Genomic DNA, 16,430 nt, shown 5'->3' with positions numbered 1-16,430 from the left:
TCGAATCCCATTGCCGTCGCTTCATGACTGATCTCCTTTGTGAAATCAGCCACAAGATACTCTCTTAACAATCCTTGTCAATTAATGGGGAGCAGTATATTACTTGCCCCTTTTAATTTACTAAAGATATATTGCATAACCCATAAATCCCCCGAAAATGATTACAGCAACTGAATCGACGGAACCCCGGAACTACATCCGTATAATATCTCTTTATTCCATATTTATTTTCCGACTCGTTAAAGATAAATAAAGATTGCTGGTTCGACAATAGATAATTTAAGATAATTATGGCGGATTTTGTGTAATTAATATGCTGGGAGGGGTGGCGGGAATCTATGGCACGTCATGCCGCGCAAGAGGTTACATCATAAGATGACAAGTAAATGGCGGGTTGTTGGATTCACCTCCGGAAACAATCGTTAAAATAAACCGCTTTATCCAAAAATAGTTGTAGGTATTTGGCAAGGCACAGCGTATAATGAAGAAACCAATATTAATTTGAGTTCAGCCTTTTCGTAGTCTTGTCCTAAATCCACAACTCTCCGCTAAAGCTTAATCTCGAATTGATCGCGCGATGATGCGCAATTAATCGTTTATCTTGAAGTGTCCAACACCATAGAGATGAAGTTGTCTTCAAGATAAGCAAATTCGGAGTGTAGGATGAATATCTACATCGGCAACCTGTCGTTCGATACGACAGAAGATCAATTACGCCAGGCCTTCGAGGGTTATGGTGAAGTTTCAACTATCAACATTATTTCCGACAAGTACACCGGGAAGCCCAAAGGTTTTGCGTTTGTGGAGATGTCCGGAAAAGACGAATCCAACGCTGCCATCAGCGGCCTTAACGGTCATGAGCTAAATGGACGGGCGATGAATGTCAACGAGGCGAAACCGCGCGCGCAGAGCGGCGGAAGCAGCGGCGGCAACAACAGCGGAAGCAACCGCTATCGTAAGCCGTACTAAAGGCATGTTTTGAAACCTGTGTCGTTTTCGGCGCGGGATCAGATTCAGAGGGAACCGGCTTCAGGCCGGTTTCCTTTTTTTATTTCCGGTTATTGATAAGTTTATTTATGTGTGAAGTGCCGGATACCGGTTTGAGCATCAAGCGGCGTCGGCGCGCGGAAAATATCTGAGCGCATTGTGATTGACAAGTATATAATAGTTCATCAATAATTCTGTCTGCTGGAGATTGCATCCAACAGCTATTTGGTCTATTAGGTCACATTGAGTTGGTTTTTTCTGGTTCTGATTAAGTATTGGATGATTCCGATCCGCCTTTTATTCTATCATCAATGTAACCGATCTGAGCAACAATACCATTACTGTTTTCCTCGATTGTCTTGATAAGAGCTTTCTCGGCGCTCTCGATCCGGGCCAGGCCCGATGCACTCAGCGTCTGTAAGGACGTTTTCATGTCCTCGAACTCCTGCTCAAGCAATTCCTGCAATGCAATAATTCGGGAAGATTCAGCCTTTTCAGCCAACTCGCGTTGTTCCTCCAGCCGGTGATTGAAACGACGTGATTCCACCAACCATGAGGTTCGCAGGAGGAGTGCATAGGCCACCATCAGCAATGTAAGACCTAGTGTTACTCCAAGCAATATCACGCCCAAAGGGCCTTCAACAGAAAAGGCCACAAACGATAGAGGCGTCGGGATAGTCAGTACACTCCAGTTGGCGGCGGTGAATATTGCCAGTATTACTAAAACTACTGTAATAATTACAAGAACAATTCTCACTTTGTTTTTCCTTTCGTTGGAAAGGCATGAGGAATGACGACAACGGGGAGGTGCGACGAATGAAGTACCTGTGAGCTGATCCATTCTTCCAACCCAATGCCTGCACTCGCCCCCATAATAATCAGCGCATATTCCCCGCTTTCTGCAACCGAGATTATAGAATCGACTATATTACCGCGCTGGACGCGTGATTGAACGTTAATTCCAGCCTTATTAGCGGTCTCCACAAACACGTCAAACGCTGCTTTCGCATTCGGCTCCGGATTAGTCCCGGAGTACACATGCAAGACAACAAGATCAGCGCTCAAATTGTTGGCAATGCGCACAATATAATCAGCTGATTGTTTGGCCGGTGGAAACCCGGCGGTTGGTACAAGAATCTTCATAATAACTCCCTAAATATGTTATCCAGACGGCGCACAATTATCGCGACCATTGGAAACCCAGCACAACCCGGTTAAGATCAAACAGATCGATAATCTGATGCTCAATAAAAACAGCAGGGTTTCCTATGCCGCGAAACAGGCCCGCTTTTCTGGGGTCGATGCTGATACCGTAGGTGAAATTAAGAACGCCCTCCGTATCTCTTTCCGATATATCTCCACCGAAACCAAGCACGCCAAATCCCATGCGGGCATAAGGAACAATTCGATAGTCACCACTTTCGATGTTCGCTATAGCATACTCGACGTTCATGACGGCCATTACCGAGACGCCGCCGCCGCCAAGTCCCAGGGCGAATTCCGGTACAAGTCGCAATCTCTCTTCTTTAGCCGTAATCGGCCCAATATCCAACCGGCTCCCAAGTATGAATTGCTTTGGTTTTTCCAGACTAAAACCAGTATATCCTGACGGCCGCAGATCAATGAAGTCTTTTTCCGCCGGCGGCGTGGTGGCATCGAAATCAGATATCGGCAGCACCGTTCCAGCTTTACCTGTTGAGTCCCGAATTACTACATACTGCGTGTCAGGTTTGATTACCACCGTTGACGGTTCTTCGCGCGGGATGATCTGAGATGAAGGGGCAGGCTGCGTAACAATTATCGAAGGAGGCAGAATGGTTTTATTGTCCTGACTCTGACCATAGCGCCTCATGAAATCTTCAAGCGCCCGCTGAAAATCATCCTGACTTTTTGTCTGGCGTATGACCTCGAGCCGGAGTTGATCCTGCAGCCGGGCCGAGTCGATCTTTGCCCTATGTGATGAGACTGAATCCATGTGAATCGCTAATGTCGTCATCATATTCTGGAGATCAGTCTGCGTGATCTCCTTTCCGGCGCCTTCAGATTTTGCTGCCAGCGCCGCCGCAACCTGATCGGCAATGGCCTGCTGAATCTTCAGCGCATTCACACTATCCGGCTCAGGACTCACGGTAAGTGTCTTTTCCCGAAGCAGCGAGTCGAGACGCTGCCGCTCCTGCTGAGTTTTGGCAAGTTCATCTCTCAAAGCAGTCAGCAAAGAATCCTCTGCTGCTGCGACACCAGTTGTCTCGGTCGCTGGTTTTTGAATTGCCTGCGGGGCCATTTGCCCGGCAAGCATAGCGCCTATATCCGATGTGAGTTTGTTCAGCAGAGAATCCAGTTCGCGCCGCGAGACGGGCGCATCCTCACCCGCGGGTGCCTGAAGGAAAATTTCGGCAGGAACTATTGCCGCCGGTTTTGCCGTTTCACTCACGATCGTGTCAGCTTTTGAACGGCGTTCTTGTTCCGCACCACCTGAAATAGAATCAATTTTGGCGGTCTCAATTTCAAACTCGCCTTCAACCGTCTTCTTCCAAACATCACTTGAAGGAGTTCCATATCGAATATATACTTCGCCCTCTAAAGGCACCGGGATAACAATATTTTTATCGGAGACATAGCCGGTTGGCGTGCGCTGCGCGGGCGGCCGATCCACAACAGTTCTTGTATCATCGAATACAAGTTGTTTCATCGTAGTTGCGGTTGTATCCTGCATCAATGACGTGGAGATGATACTGTTCGGCAATGTCTGAGGTATTGTCGGTCGCTGCTTCGTGTCGCTCCCGCGGCCGCCAATACCAAACACCAAAGCGCCGGAGAGGAGCCAATTATGCCTGATTTCATCAGTCCCTGACACGCGATCGAGCCGCCCTTCACCATACATGTAATCGCGCACGCCTGCATCGAGTTGAATGCCATTAATAATTTCAGCGCGGATGCCCGCCCCAAGAATTAAAGCGGTCCTGTCGTCGCGCTTGTTACCTTCATTATCGAAATAGTTTGACAGGAAATCAAACTGACCGGCGCCAATGGTAACGTAAGGTTGAGGACCGCTTTTCGAAGCCAGATTGAAGCGGGCCTCACCGCCGTAACTTTGGAGGGGGCGTGTATCGCTCAAATCGGATTCCATTGCGTGCCAGTAAAAAAGCCCCCAACCCACATATGGATTAAGCTCCCCGCCTATCCGTGCCCCGGCAACGGTGACAGTATTCAGCCTGGAATCTCCAAAATCCAATCGGCCAAGAAGCGGTTCCAGCTCTAATGCGGAAAACGGGTGGAGTCGCTCTCCGGTTCTGACGGCACGGAACCTGCTTTGACCCAAGGCGTAATCAAGGCTTAAACCAACTGACAGGTTGTTGCGAATTTTGTCCGCATCCGGATCGAGGGGATATAATCCGCTTGTGGCGCCTCCCGGCGCAAGTGAGTACCGGTCGAGACGAAAGCGATTCATCTCGATCCAGGCCCGCGTACGCACGCGATTTGATAATATGTAATCAAAACCACCGCCGAACCGAACGTCGATTTTCTCCGAATTGGGGCCGGTCTCCGGTTCAAATCGGATGACACCGCCGCCGACCCTGACAAACGGCGCAATTCGCATCGAAGGCCACCGTATCAGCAAGTCACCACCAAATCGCCTTACCGTTACCCGGTGATCAGGAATAGTGCTGCCAGCCGTATCGATCAGGTCTATTTCAGAAAATGTTGTCCACAATTTACCGCTTGTCAGATAGGAAGCCTCCAGACCGATTAGCGGGCCGAAGTCAATGCCCAGTTTCCCCCCGTAAAAGAAGCCATCTTTCAATCCCAAGCCATGGTTCCAGGCCATTCCACTTCCAACGGGCGATAGCGTGTACCTAATTTCCTGGAAAAATCCCGTCTGGCCAGAAGCAGGGTGGAAAAACACCGAGGCCAGAATCAAACCGACTAAAGCTGATTTTAATAATCTCCGGCGCAGTATATAAAACACACCTGCGACCCTGTTCGCTAATGCACTGGAAAATCTACTCATATAAGATAACTTTCTTTCTCGTTTCCAAACTTGAATAAATACGACCATTAGTGTTAGAGGTGACGACGCCTTTATCTCCTGATTTCGATGGTAGATGAAACCGGCTTGGATCTGGAGCCAAGCAACACTCCGAAAAGGATTCTAAGATCGGGCATGTCTGCGAAGCCAAAACGGACTTCCATGTTGTAATCGTTCTTACGCCCCATGGGAAATGTAAGACCTGTTACCACATTTAGTCCGATTTCGGTATCACTTCCATCCTTATTCACATCCAGAACCGCAATTGATGCCCCCGCCCCGAAATACAGACCGGCCGGACTACCCGGAGGCGCAAACGAAAGGAGATGAAAATCGGCATTAACAAGGTAAGTTGTCATCTTATCACCAAATCCGACGTCAAAGCTTGGTGCAAATCGCATAAATCCGAGAGTCTTGCCAAGTATTGCCTGGGTTCCGATTACAAACTGATCAGGATTAGTGCCGTAACCGGCACGCAGCCCGAATCCTTTACCCGTGGTCTTTTCAGTTGTCTGCGACCACGCCGGGCTGGTTAGAAAAAAAATAGCAAATGCAGCCAGAAAAATTAATAACACAGATTTCATAGGATTGTCCATCCTCCCTTTATAATAAATTATGACACTTCAAATATACGTTGGGATTTCGAAAATTCTTAGTTCTTTTATTTTCCGGTTCATGCTTTTCCATTATTGTAAAGTGTCGGATGCCGGTTAGGGCATCAAACGATGCCGGCGCTCGGGACGCCGCATGAGGCACATGTCTTTTCTGTAGACATGAGATAGGCGTTGGGATCATGGCAGATGGCACCGCCCGGCAGCCAATTCCAGAACTCGCCGAGATCCCGGCGGATCGTTTCCACAAAGTATTTGGGAATCTCAGTTGTCTCCTGTTCGAAGAAACTCCGGAACTGCCGGTCGGTTTGCAATTGCCGCCGCATCTCCATGAAGTATTTGATACGCCCGAAACGTTCCGAGGAAAACCCGCGAACGACATTGAGCCATCTCGGAATCGTCTCGCCGTTGGCCAGGAACCGTCGAAATATCAGGCGGGGAGAATACGAGTATTTGGTCACGTCGATGAGATAATCATAAAATTCAAGCCATGAGTAATTTTTCGGCTTGATGTTCATCTGGATGTTGCTGAGAAAATGAAAAGGAAACGGCATGACCCGATTGGCCCGCTGAAATTCGAGATTCAGCCGGGCCGCCTGGCCGAACGCCGAAAGCATAGAGTAGGCCGGAAAGGCCCCCGGACTGAGATCAAGAAACCGCTTGGTAAGTTCGAACGGTTCCGCTCCTTCGTCACGATCGAGCCCGAAAATGTGATTGGTTTGCACATAGGGGATATACTGCAGAATCATGTTGACCTGATCGGAAAGCATTTGGACCTTATCCATCCCTGTCTTTATCCCGGTTTTAGACTTCTTACCCATCTCGAACCATGATTCTATACCCGGCAGCAGGGCTTTGAAGCCATTGCGCTTAAGGCGTTTCACCCGCGACTCCGAAAGCAGCGACAAGGTCGATTCGGCGATAAAGTCGATACGACCGGACGGTACCGCCTCCTCTATGGCGTCCATGCAACTGTCGAAACGCACCCCGAAATTCGGATCATGCCACGCCACCCGCGGGCGTTTCAACTTGCTCAGCAGAAAACGCAGATCCGCTTTCACTGCTTCCGGATCCAACGGCTGGTAAGGTACCGAGGCATCGATGCAGAAATCACAGGAATAGGGACAACCCAGGCTGCTCAGGAGAGGGACGATCTTGATTACAGGCGCTTTGCGGAGAGTCTGCTCTATGAATTTCCATCGCTCTCTCACGCCCGGCAGTTGAACCGGATGATGTTCGGCTGAAAGATGCAGGCCGGCCGGCCGGTGCCGGGTGCAATCCCGCAGGATTTCCAGAATCAGGGTTTGGTCCGTGAAGCCCAGCACGTAGTCAAAGTACTTCTGGGCGTCCTGGGGGTAACAGCGGGCATGGGGTCCGCCAAGAGCAGTAACGGCGCCCCGTGATCGGAACAAATTGCTGAGGGCGTATGACAGCAGAGCCGCTTCGGTGAAAGAGCTGATAAAAACAAAGTCAACCTTGCCGGGCAATTCCCTGACAAGATTTTCGCGGCCGGTATATGTGACCAGCGTAACATCATGGCCCTGTCCTTCACACCAGGTGGCCACGACTTGCGGCATAATGCTGACGAAGTTGGCACCCATGACGCGCATCCACATCGTTCGCGTGGGGGCCTTGGCCACCAGATCGATAATGCCGATTCTCAGCTTGTGCATTGGACCTCGGTTTCATAGAACCCAAAAAGAGCCGGGTCGGCCCGGAATCAGCGAATGAAAAACATCGCTCCGGCCCACCGGGTATATCCGCGCCCCTAGGGCTGCTGAAATTAAACGATTTTACTCCGGGTTCGATACGATCTCTTCCGGAGCAAATCGTTTTGCCCCATAATATTTATACGTAATTTAGAATGTGCCGCGATCAACCAAAGGATTGAAAAAAGAATTAATTCCTAAGATTGAGATGGCGTCGATTTATCCCGTAGACTGGTGATTTAGGTTATCCCGCCATAGATCAGCCCAATCACGCCGAGCGCGATCAGAACGATACCGACGATAGTCATAGTCTTCATAAAAGCTCCTTGTCTGTCGCGTGCCGCGTCACATCACCCTTCGGCCGGAAATTATTCTGAATAGTACTGCCACAATGGCAATGACTATCAGAATGTGAACAAAACCGCCCAGCGAATAGCCTGTCAACAGGCCCAGCGCCCATAAAATCAACAGTATTACAGCTATTGTCCACAGCATAGGATTCTCCTTTCTGATTGCCCTGGAATCGCTGCCGACTGATGCATCCCCGACATCAGCCAACAGCAATCCGGCAACTTAGTCGGTCGAGAACTGCGATGCCTCGATCGCTAATTAGACATTTTCGCTTTTATTCGAACCGCATTTCCAAATCGGAATCGTCGGCCCGCCTGGATCTCACTTTTCTTAATGCCTCTGACAAGAGTCTAATGCCCAAAGGTCCAGCCAACAGTACCCTTGAAGTCAGGGGCGTCAACCAGGCCGAGTTTACCTTCTATAAAGAAATGGCCAGCCTGACTGCCGGCCGAACCTTTCCCTATGCCAAACTGCATATAGAGACCGAGCTCGGATGAGCTGCCGCCGTGCTTTGCCGAGTAAAATACCGGACCGACTCCGCCGCCCAGATAAGGAGTCCACGCTCCCCAGTCGGAGCGGAAGCGGTAATCAAGTTCGAAAGAGGGGGCAACCGTGGTCAGGTTTTCGCCAAAACCGACTTCCAAATTCGGGAGTATCATCAGATTCTCCGCCAAATCCCCGAAATCAATGTGGCCGCCGATGTGAATCTGATCGGGGTTGATCGTAAACCCGACTCTCGGTCCTACTCCGTGAAACCCGGCGGGGCGAGTACCCGCAAATGCCGTGACGCAGGATAACAATCCTATTATCAGTGATATGCCAATAATTCTTCTCATTTTTCATTCCTTTTGCAAAGTATTTAATACATTCGATGATTGACCATGTGTCAACATGCGCCGCTGCTATCTAACAGCGATCCTTGTCGATTGACTCGAAAAGAACACGATTTCCGAACCAGCCCCATAAAAGATGTCGTCCTTACCGGTGGCGGCGGACATGCCTGCGCCGGCAGCCGCACCGGCCGCGGCCCCAATTTCGGTGCTGCCTTTCCTGTCAATTATCTTGCCGATAATGCCGCCGACGATTGCCCCGCCTCCGATCATGGCGACCTCTCTGTTCGTATGCGACCCCTTTTTATTCAGGATCATGTCAGTACCCACATCGATCCAGTTCCCGTTTTCGTCCTGAATAGCAGTCAGACTGAAATTCAATTCAGCAGGGGTCTTGAGTCGACCGGACTCGACCACTTTGTCCAGTATTCCTACTACCGGGGCGCCGCTCTCAAACAAGGTGTGTCCATCTACGACAATTGGACGGGAGAGTCTGGCGCGAAATTCATCGCCCGATACGTGAATATCGGTATCGATCGAATCGACGAGGATGACGGCGATGGCCGTGCTTTCCGGCATCGTAACGTAGGTAGTCGCATTCGCCTTATCGTCAGCCGTTGCGTTGGTCTGCTGGTCGGTTTTGTTGTCAGTCTTGCAGGACGCCATAAAGAGCGCCAGCGAAACTAACAAAAGCAGACTGATTGACTTAAACATGTTTACTCCTTTTGAAATTTGATCTATTGTAAATGCAGATTATTGATTAAATCTTGATCTATTATCTTCGCCCGTGGGGTATGGCATAATTGCTTTCGCGAATTGGGTGATCGAAGAGGTTTTTCTGCATGAGTTTGCGGCCCCGATTCAGTCTGGATTTGACGGTATCCAAATTAATATTCGCAATCTCGGCTATTTCCCGGTAAGAAAAATCCTCCAGCAGAGAGAGGACGATTATCAACCTGATATTATCGGGCAGGTCTCTAATGGCCTTTTTGACATCATCCTTCGATATCGTTGAAAAGGGAACTTGACCGGTGCTGTCAATCGACTGTTGCTTTGCCCACCGGGAATACATCAGATAGCCATCGACCTCATCGGTGTAATTTATCGCAGATGACGGATTGGGGGATAACCAATGTTTCTTGATAAGAACATTTACCATTATCCTGAAAAGCCAAATGCGGCAACCCGGATCGAAACGGCCCTCATGCCATGACTCATATGCTTTGATAAAGGATTCTCTGACCAGGTCCTGCGCGTCGGATTCATTGTCCAACAGGTACATGGCTGTACGATAAATATCCTCAAGATGAGGGAAAGTATACTCTTCAAAGTTTTTATTTTCCGTCTTATTCTGTCTCATATCCCGGTCCCATTCTTGAGCCTGCTGACATGATTGGGCTGTGTCATTGTCTCCCAAATTCAACGCCGTTTAATCCAAATGGGTATCATAGTACGTTTTATGAGCTTTTTTCGGATACGACTCGAACTGCTTGGCGGCCTGCGGCTCGCGATTCTTTATCCCGCCAATAACGCGATTCCGGACCTCCAACGTGGTTATGCCCTCATGATATAGGATACTATCCGCCACTTTTTGAGCGGTTTCCTGGCTGATACCGGCGTTCATCATCGAATTGGCGATTTTGCCCGTGTGAAACTCGACTTCCAGGCCCGATCGTTTTGTTATGGTAAGCATAAATCTGTCTTCCTTTCTTCACGATACTTTTACTTCGCCGACTCCGGCGACGGCACCAGGTTACCACTGATAACCCGGTCATTTGTTTTTCTGGTTGCAGCTTGATCTTGCGCTGGGATGATTGGCAAGCGTGCCCCATTCAAAAGCCTGTCAGTGCGCGTGGGCGTAGTTGTCTGACCTGCGTTGCAGGTGCCGACCATACGCACCTTAAACGCAAATGACAATATAATATACGTAATTTAGATAATTGCGCAATCGGCCAAAGGATTGAAAAGAGAGCTAAACCCTTGGGATGAGTTATTTTCGCTTTGCCTTTGAATCCCCACTGTTTAATTTCCTGCCTGGGAGAATACTGCGGCAGGGGCATTAACCTGGTGGATCGCCCATCCGGTGAATCCTGACCAATGGCGGCTGGCCATGTCGAACGAATTTTATTAATACAGTACTTCCTGTTTGCGGAAGGTCATGCTTTCCATTTATAACATATCGGGACCGGAATATTAACTCGCCGGGAATTTCAAGGCTGATTATCTGGTTATCGACAGCCAAGACCTTTGCTTCTATCATATGGTTTACCGTTTCACTACAATTTTCCTGTAGAAATTACCCCTATATTAGATTGACCCGGTTCAATGCTATCGGGTGTACAATTCAGTTGGACAACTGTTACGAAACACACCCTCGGGCTTCAGCCCCATCCGCTCTGAGTCTTTACTGCCGCCCTTTTATGGTATGATTTGGCTAAGCGCGAAATCCCCGATGAAAAGCGTTATAACAAGGGCGGCCATAAAAATCTTGAAATACTTATCCATTTCAATACCTTTGTCGCCTCGACGCAGCGTTTCAAATGGTTCAAATCGCATATGTAGCTTAGCGTTATATAAATATATTGAAATGAAAGTCAGAGTCAATCGACCGGAAGATTGAAAATGGGATTAATTCCTAAGATTGAGACGATATTACATAGCTTTTGAATCTTCGCCGCCTGATTTCCTGACCATTCCTTCGGTAAGGGCAAAGCTGGCCAGCTCCAACCGGGTATGGAGAGCCAGTTTATCCAATATGTTATGGACATGGCTCTTGACGGTATGCACAGCCAGGTTGAGTTCTGAGGAGATCTCCTTGTTGCTCATGCCCCTTGCGATAAGATTAACCACCTCGTGTTCCCGCTTGGTCAGTTTGACCGCTTTCATCAATCGATCCGCTTTCCCGCTTTTAACGGCATACTCGACGATTTGAGAAAACAATGAGCCCGCCATCGGCGGCGGCAAGACCTTCTTTCCCTGGGCAACCGAATCGTATGCAGAAAATCATCAATGGTAGCATCCTTCAGGATGAAGCCGGCAACACCCGCCTTGACATATTCCACGACCTCACTCTGGACCGGAATAAGATCCGTCACCACAATCTCGGCCTTGGGATGTTCCCGTTTGATAAGTTCCGCAACTCGCAGGCTGTTCTGGCTTCTCAGGCCCATATCAAGGAGAACCACATGCGGCATGATTTTCTTCGCTTTTGCAAGAGCATCGCCATTGCCCGTTGCCGACACGACCCTGATATCCGGCTGTTCGTTGAGCATGGCCGAGATGCCCTCCCGCAGAAGGCGATTATCTTCTACCAAAAGCACCCGGATCTTCGACACTGATGATTTCTCCGCAACGAATTGTTGGTTAAACCTATTAAAATATAAAATGTCGGCAAGACACTGTCAAGCAGAAAATAAAAACAGGCGCATGATCAGGAAGTGCTTATGTTGCATACGTTTCCCCAATATTTGACATGCCTGTCTTTCAGTTTATATCATAAATGAAGAAAATAAACCGGGGCGTCTGCGGGGTTCAGGCGTATACATATATGGACTTATAGTTCCCAATTGACCGTTTCTCAAGCTTTGTCACGGCCATACAATCCTTGTCTAACCATTAATCAGGTGACGATAGCGCTATAACGCGCCCCAATTACCCTGTCCGGAGCCGATATAGATAAATGTGCTCGGTCAGGTACCAATGGAGAATAGTATGAAGATTTATGTGGGAAATCTATCTCGCGAGACCAGCGAATCACAACTTCGCGAGTCTTTCGTCAGATTTGGTGAAATAGCCTCGCTTAATATTGTAACCGACAAAGAAAGTGGCAAGTCGAGGGGATTTGCCTTCGTTGAAATGTCCTCAGATGAACACGCCCAAGCAGCAATCGACAGTCTGCACGGCAAGGAGTTGGGCGGGAGTTTAATGAGGGTGAATGAAGCCAAAAGAAGCTAAGTCAACGGAAAGCAACAGGAACAGTCAGTCTTAAGAATTATTGGAGTCTCGGTTATCGCCGGGCTCCTTTTGCTATCTGTACTGGGTACGTCGAGATTCTTGGATGACTAAAGAAAGGTACAAATTATGTTACCAGTAGCATGGATCATTATAGGGCTCATTCCCGGTTTTCTCGCGTTGACCTTAGCCACCGGGACCAGCCGACTTGTCCTTCAGAGGATTCTGCCAGGCAGTGAACAGTGCCCGGCAGACTATAACGACCGGGACCACACTGATCTCGGTCAATAGTCAGCGGGGATGTCACTCACGCTTCGGGGACTAGTTCCCTTTTCAATCGTTTGGACGATTGCGCATCCAGACGTTCACGATATATTGTGATAGCAATTGTTGCTTCCTTTGGTGGCGGAGAATTTAGTGGCCGATTTTTTTCGCTACCCGTTCCGCCAATGGAAACGGTCATATTGGCGTAGTGATCGCCGGAAAGGAAATACTCGTTTTGCAGAATGACTCAGCCAGCCCGATCATCAAGCGAATTGCGTTCATCGGCAATTACCTGCCGCGCCGATGCGGTATCGCAACCTTCACCACCGATTTGTGTGAAGCCGTCGCTGCCGAAAATGGGGGGACGACATGTATCGCTCTTCCGGTCAATGACACCGATGATGGTTACGAATATCCCAGTCGCGTTCGCTATGAACTCATGGAAAAAGACATTGAATCATATCGCCGTGCAGCCGACTTTCTGAATATCAATAATGTCGACCTTGTCTGTCTGCAGCATGAATACGGCATTTTCGGCGGTCGGGCCGGCAGCCACATCCTCGCTCTCATGCGCGAATTACGCATGCCAATTGTCACGACTTTGCACACCATTCTGGTCGAGCCGGATGCAGATCAACGATTGGTGTTGGAGGAAGTTGTGGATCTCTCAGATCGGCTTGTTGTCATGAGTCAGCGCGCCAAAGATTTTCTGATAGAAATTTATCATGTGTCTTCTGACAAAATTGATATTATTCCCCACGGCATCCCGGATGTGCCTTTTGTTGACCCGAGTTTTCACAAAGATCTGTTTGGAATCGAAGGGAAAATGGTCCTGCTCAGTTTCGGGCTGCTCTCGTCAAGCAAGGGGATCGAGAATGTCATCGAGGCCCTGCCCGCCATTCTGGCTGATCATCCCAACGTGGTCTATATGATCCTGGGCGAGACCCATCCTCACGTTAAAGAGATCGATGGAGAGGCATACCGGCTTTCACTGCAGTGGCTGGCTCGCGAGAGAGGCGTGGAGAGCAATGTCATCTTCTACAACCGATTTGTCAGTTTGGAAGAACTGAATGAGTTTATTGGAGCAGCGGATATATACATTACTCCCTATCTCAACCAGGCGCAGATCACCTCGGGTACACTCGCCTACACGCTGGGCGCCGGGAAAGCCGTCATTTCGACACCATACTGGTACGCCGAGGAAATGCTGGCTGAAGAGCGAGGAGTCCTGGTGCCGTTTCGTGACCCGCCGGCACTTGCTCAGAAAGTCATTGATCTCTTGAATGACGAAGCCAAACGTCATGCGATGCGCAAACGGGCCTATATGTTCGGGAGAGAGATGATCTGGCCACAGGTGGCGCGCCGTTACCGCGAGACCTTCGAACGCGCTCGGGCCGAACGTCGTCATTTCAGCAGCCCGGGCTTTACGGTCAAAGCCCTCGATAAACATCCCGGGGAACTGCCGCCTCTAAAGCTTGATCATTTGCGCAACATGACTGACGAAACGGGCATTCTGCAGCACGCCATCTTTACGATCCCCAACTATCATGAGGGGTACACCACGGATGACAATGCCCGTGCTCTTATTGTAAGCGCTCTTCTGGAGGATTTGGGTAATCAAGAGGCCTTCGAATTGGCCTCACGTTATCTCGCTTTCATCTGGTACGCATATAATGCCGAGACCGGACGCTTTCGCAACTTCATGACTTACCAGCGTACCTGGCTGGAAGCGAATGGTTCAGACGACAGCCATGGCCGCGCTCTGTGGGCTCTTGGCACTGTCCTGGGCCGTTCCCATAAACCGACGCTCCATAGTATGGCCGGCTGGCTGTTCGAGCAGGCCATGCCCGCTATTCTCGACACAACCAGTCCTCGGGCTTGGGCCTTTGCGCTCATCGGCATCCATGAATACCTCCGCCGCTTTGCCGGCGATCGTCGCGCCAGCCAGATCCAGGAGGAATTGTCCCAGCGGCTCCTGTCCCTGTATCAACGTTGTCGCTCGGATGACTGGCGCTGGTACGAAGAGGGACTTACATACTGCAATGCCGTTCTGCCGCACGCGTCGCTGATCTGCGGACAATCCGTTCAGAGTACAGCAATGATTGAAACCGGACTGGAATCACTTGCATGGCTGACCAACATACAGCGAGCCAGCAAGGGGGGGCATTTTGTCCCCATCGGATCCAACGGCTTTTATCCGCAAGGTGGTGAACGCGCCCGCTTTGATCAACAGCCCGTGGAAGGTCAGGCGATGGTGTCCGCCTGCCTCGAAGCCTATAGAATCACGCTGGACATCCGCTGGCGCAAGGAAGCCCAACGCGCCTTCGAATGGTTCCTCGGGCGCAACGACCTGAATCTATCGATCTACGACCCAACTACGGGTGGATGCCGCGATGGTCTGCATCCCGACCGCCCCAACGAGAATCTCGGCGCGGAGTCGACCCTCGCTTTTCTCCAGTCCTTACTGGAACTGCGCTTGGCGGAGAACACCTTTAAACCTATGGAGACGCGATCCAGATGAGCAATACACACCCCGAGCTTCTTCAACGTCACAAACTCAATCCGATCATAACGGCTGCTGACTGGCCCTACCCCGTCAACAGCGTGTTTAATCCCGGTGCCACATTGTTGGCTGATGGTACAACACTGCTCTTATGTCGCGTAGAGGATCGGCGCGGGCAGTCTCACCTCTGCGCGGCTCGCTCAGCCAATGGCGTGGACGGCTGGCGGATTGACCCACAGCCGACTATGATGCCGGACCCTGAACATTTTCCTGAGGAGATCTGGGGCATTGAAGATCCGCGCATCACCTATCTCCCGGAACTGAGTCAATATGCCATAGTCTATACCGCCTTCACTCGCGATGGACCAGGAGTGGCACTGGCGACTACCACGGATTTCCATAAATTCAACCGCTATGGGATTATTATGTCCCCGGAAGATAAGGATGCGACCCTGTTGCCGCACCGTATCGACGGTCTGTGGGCGCTGATTCACCGGCCGGTCAGTTCGCCCAGAGCGCATATGTGGATATCTTACTCGCCCGATTTAACACACTGGGGCAGTCACAAACTGATGCTTGAGGCTCGGCGTGGCGGGTGGTGGGATGCAAACAAGATAGGCCTCTCGTCCCCGCCCATAGAAACTCCTAAGGGCTGGCTGGTGATGTACCATGGCGTGCGGCAGACCGCCGCAGGTGCAATATATCGACTCGGGCTCGCGCTGTTCGACCTGAAAAATCCCGAATTGTGCCTCAAACGCGGCAGTCAGTGGATCTTTGGTCCCGAAGAATCCTACGAGCTGCATGGTGACGTCGGAAATGTCGTCTTTCCCTGTGGCCATACTATTCTTCCCGATGGCGACACCATCCATGTCTATTACGGAGCCGCCGACACGAGCATAGCTCTGGCCACCGGAAGTATTCTAACTATGTTGGATTGGCTTGAAAAAGACAGCTAAGATCCCGGGGATTGGCTTCGAGGCCAGGTTTATCGCGTTCGAATATCACACCGGGCGCCGGGCAATAGCCGGTGTTGGCGATGGTCGGGTCCGCCCTCTGACCGACGCGCGGAATTGTTGACGGATGAAAAACAGAACCGCTCAACCTGCGGACGGAGATGCTTCCGCAGCCATTGCCGGGGCATTGGCAGATAAGACTGTGCCGTCTATTGAACCATTTTGGTCCAAGTCTGATGCGGCC

18 protein-coding genes are annotated in these 16,430 nt (G+C 50.2%); 5 read left to right on the top strand and 13 right to left on the bottom strand.

Annotated elements, in window-relative coordinates:
- Positions 1-663 precede the first annotated feature (663 nt).
- The gene (locus CVT49_13015) at positions 664-969 is read left to right on the top strand and encodes an RNA-binding protein (protein ID PKK82597.1); all 306 of its coding nucleotides are present in this window, start codon (positions 664-666) and stop codon (positions 967-969) included.
- 286 nt (positions 970-1,255) lie between these two features.
- Here the strand turns inward: CVT49_13015 and CVT49_13010 are convergent, their stop codons facing one another.
- The 5 genes from CVT49_13010 to CVT49_12990 form a co-directional block, all read right to left on the bottom strand.
- On the bottom strand, positions 1,256-1,744 hold the full coding sequence (locus CVT49_13010; protein PKK82596.1) for a hypothetical protein: 489 nt from the start codon (positions 1,742-1,744) through the stop codon (positions 1,256-1,258).
- Positions 1,741-2,130, bottom strand: a complete 390-nt coding sequence (locus CVT49_13005; GenBank protein ID PKK82595.1) for a hypothetical protein — start codon at positions 2,128-2,130, stop codon at positions 1,741-1,743. Before CVT49_13005 ends, CVT49_13010 begins: the two co-directional genes overlap by 4 nt.
- Before the next feature lie 37 nt (positions 2,131-2,167).
- The gene (locus CVT49_13000; GenBank protein ID PKK82594.1) at positions 2,168-4,813 is read right to left on the bottom strand and encodes a hypothetical protein; all 2,646 of its coding nucleotides are present in this window, start codon (positions 4,811-4,813) and stop codon (positions 2,168-2,170) included.
- A gap of 254 nt (positions 4,814-5,067) precedes the next feature.
- A complete protein-coding gene (locus tag CVT49_12995; GenBank protein PKK82593.1) occupies positions 5,068-5,598 on the bottom strand; it encodes a hypothetical protein in 531 nt (176 codons plus the stop codon).
- Between the two features lie 134 nt (positions 5,599-5,732).
- Positions 5,733-7,298, bottom strand: a complete 1,566-nt coding sequence (locus tag CVT49_12990) for a radical SAM protein (GenBank protein ID PKK82592.1) — start codon at positions 7,296-7,298, stop codon at positions 5,733-5,735.
- Between CVT49_12990 and CVT49_12985 the strand changes: the two genes are divergently transcribed.
- Positions 7,298-7,483, top strand: a complete 186-nt coding sequence (locus tag CVT49_12985) for a hypothetical protein (GenBank protein PKK82591.1) — start codon at positions 7,298-7,300, stop codon at positions 7,481-7,483. The genes CVT49_12990 and CVT49_12985 overlap by 1 nt on opposite strands.
- A gap of 196 nt (positions 7,484-7,679) precedes the next feature.
- On the opposite strand, the gene CVT49_12980 is transcribed toward CVT49_12985, so the two are convergent.
- The 8 genes from CVT49_12980 to CVT49_12945 all read right to left on the bottom strand — a co-directional run bounded on the left by CVT49_12980 (position 7,680) and on the right by CVT49_12945 (position 11,901).
- Positions 7,680-7,892: a hypothetical protein gene (locus CVT49_12980; GenBank protein ID PKK82590.1), complete on the bottom strand. Its 213-nt coding sequence runs from the start codon at positions 7,890-7,892 to the stop codon at positions 7,680-7,682.
- Positions 7,893-8,035: 143 nt separating this feature from the next.
- On the bottom strand, positions 8,036-8,521 hold the full coding sequence (locus tag CVT49_12975; protein ID PKK82589.1) for a hypothetical protein: 486 nt from the start codon (positions 8,519-8,521) through the stop codon (positions 8,036-8,038).
- A 66-nt stretch (positions 8,522-8,587) separates the two neighbouring features.
- Positions 8,588-9,229, bottom strand: coding sequence for a hypothetical protein (locus CVT49_12970; protein PKK82588.1), 642 nt, complete (start codon positions 9,227-9,229; stop codon positions 8,588-8,590).
- A gap of 61 nt (positions 9,230-9,290) precedes the next feature.
- Positions 9,291-9,875 (bottom strand): hypothetical protein, encoded by a 585-nt coding sequence (locus CVT49_12965; protein ID PKK82587.1) that lies wholly within the window; start codon positions 9,873-9,875, stop codon positions 9,291-9,293.
- Between the two features lie 69 nt (positions 9,876-9,944).
- Positions 9,945-10,208, bottom strand: coding sequence for a hypothetical protein (locus CVT49_12960; GenBank protein ID PKK82586.1), 264 nt, complete (start codon positions 10,206-10,208; stop codon positions 9,945-9,947).
- Positions 10,209-10,574: 366 nt separating this feature from the next.
- A complete protein-coding gene (locus CVT49_12955; GenBank protein PKK82585.1) occupies positions 10,575-10,775 on the bottom strand; it encodes a hypothetical protein in 201 nt (66 codons plus the stop codon).
- A gap of 392 nt (positions 10,776-11,167) precedes the next feature.
- Positions 11,168-11,467 carry a hypothetical protein gene (locus tag CVT49_12950; protein ID PKK82600.1) on the bottom strand — a complete coding sequence of 100 codons (300 nt, stop codon included), beginning with the start codon at positions 11,465-11,467 and terminating at the stop codon, positions 11,168-11,170.
- Positions 11,401-11,901, bottom strand: coding sequence for a hypothetical protein (locus CVT49_12945; protein PKK82584.1), 501 nt, complete (start codon positions 11,899-11,901; stop codon positions 11,401-11,403). Before CVT49_12945 ends, CVT49_12950 begins: the two co-directional genes overlap by 67 nt.
- A 325-nt stretch (positions 11,902-12,226) precedes the next feature.
- Here CVT49_12945 and CVT49_12940 point away from each other — a divergent pair, with 325 nt between their 5' ends.
- The 3 genes from CVT49_12940 (at position 12,227) to CVT49_12930 (ending at position 16,189) form a co-directional block, all read left to right on the top strand.
- Positions 12,227-12,469 carry an RNA-binding protein gene (locus CVT49_12940; GenBank protein ID PKK82599.1) on the top strand — a complete coding sequence of 81 codons (243 nt, stop codon included), beginning with the start codon at positions 12,227-12,229 and terminating at the stop codon, positions 12,467-12,469.
- 523 nt (positions 12,470-12,992) lie between these two features.
- Positions 12,993-15,251, top strand: a complete 2,259-nt coding sequence (locus CVT49_12935; GenBank protein ID PKK82598.1) for a glycosyl transferase family 1 — start codon at positions 12,993-12,995, stop codon at positions 15,249-15,251.
- Positions 15,248-16,189: a glycosidase gene (locus CVT49_12930; protein PKK82583.1), complete on the top strand. Its 942-nt coding sequence runs from the start codon at positions 15,248-15,250 to the stop codon at positions 16,187-16,189. The genes CVT49_12935 and CVT49_12930 overlap by 4 nt, the downstream gene beginning before the upstream one ends.
- Positions 16,190-16,430: the final 241 nt, after the last annotated feature.

Source organism: candidate division Zixibacteria bacterium HGW-Zixibacteria-1 (assembly GCA_002838945.1).
Lineage (GTDB): Bacteria > Zixibacteria > MSB-5A5 > GN15 > PGXB01 > PGXB01.
This window is presented reverse-complemented; position numbering and strand designations above follow the sequence as displayed.

Coding starts and splice junctions, on each gene's coding strand:
- CVT49_12955 (PKK82585.1), bottom strand. CDS start 10,775: ATGATAGAAGCAAAGGTCTTGGCTGTCGATAACCAGATAATCAGCCTT.
- CVT49_12930 (PKK82583.1), top strand. CDS start 15,248: ATGAGCAATACACACCCCGAGCTTCTTCAACGTCACAAACTCAATCCG.
- CVT49_12990 (PKK82592.1), bottom strand. CDS start 7,298: ATGCACAAGCTGAGAATCGGCATTATCGATCTGGTGGCCAAGGCCCCC.
- CVT49_12965 (PKK82587.1), bottom strand. CDS start 9,875: ATGAGACAGAATAAGACGGAAAATAAAAACTTTGAAGAGTATACTTTC.
- CVT49_13015 (PKK82597.1), top strand. CDS start 664: ATGAATATCTACATCGGCAACCTGTCGTTCGATACGACAGAAGATCAA.
- CVT49_13005 (PKK82595.1), bottom strand. CDS start 2,130: ATGAAGATTCTTGTACCAACCGCCGGGTTTCCACCGGCCAAACAATCA.
- CVT49_12995 (PKK82593.1), bottom strand. CDS start 5,598: ATGAAATCTGTGTTATTAATTTTTCTGGCTGCATTTGCTATTTTTTTT.
- CVT49_12940 (PKK82599.1), top strand. CDS start 12,227: ATGAAGATTTATGTGGGAAATCTATCTCGCGAGACCAGCGAATCACAA.
- CVT49_12950 (PKK82600.1), bottom strand. CDS start 11,467: ATGGCGGGCTCATTGTTTTCTCAAATCGTCGAGTATGCCGTTAAAAGC.
- CVT49_12970 (PKK82588.1), bottom strand. CDS start 9,229: ATGTTTAAGTCAATCAGTCTGCTTTTGTTAGTTTCGCTGGCGCTCTTT.
- CVT49_12975 (PKK82589.1), bottom strand. CDS start 8,521: ATGAGAAGAATTATTGGCATATCACTGATAATAGGATTGTTATCCTGC.
- CVT49_13000 (PKK82594.1), bottom strand. CDS start 4,813: ATGGCCTGGAACCATGGCTTGGGATTGAAAGATGGCTTCTTTTACGGG.
- CVT49_12960 (PKK82586.1), bottom strand. CDS start 10,208: ATGCTTACCATAACAAAACGATCGGGCCTGGAAGTCGAGTTTCACACG.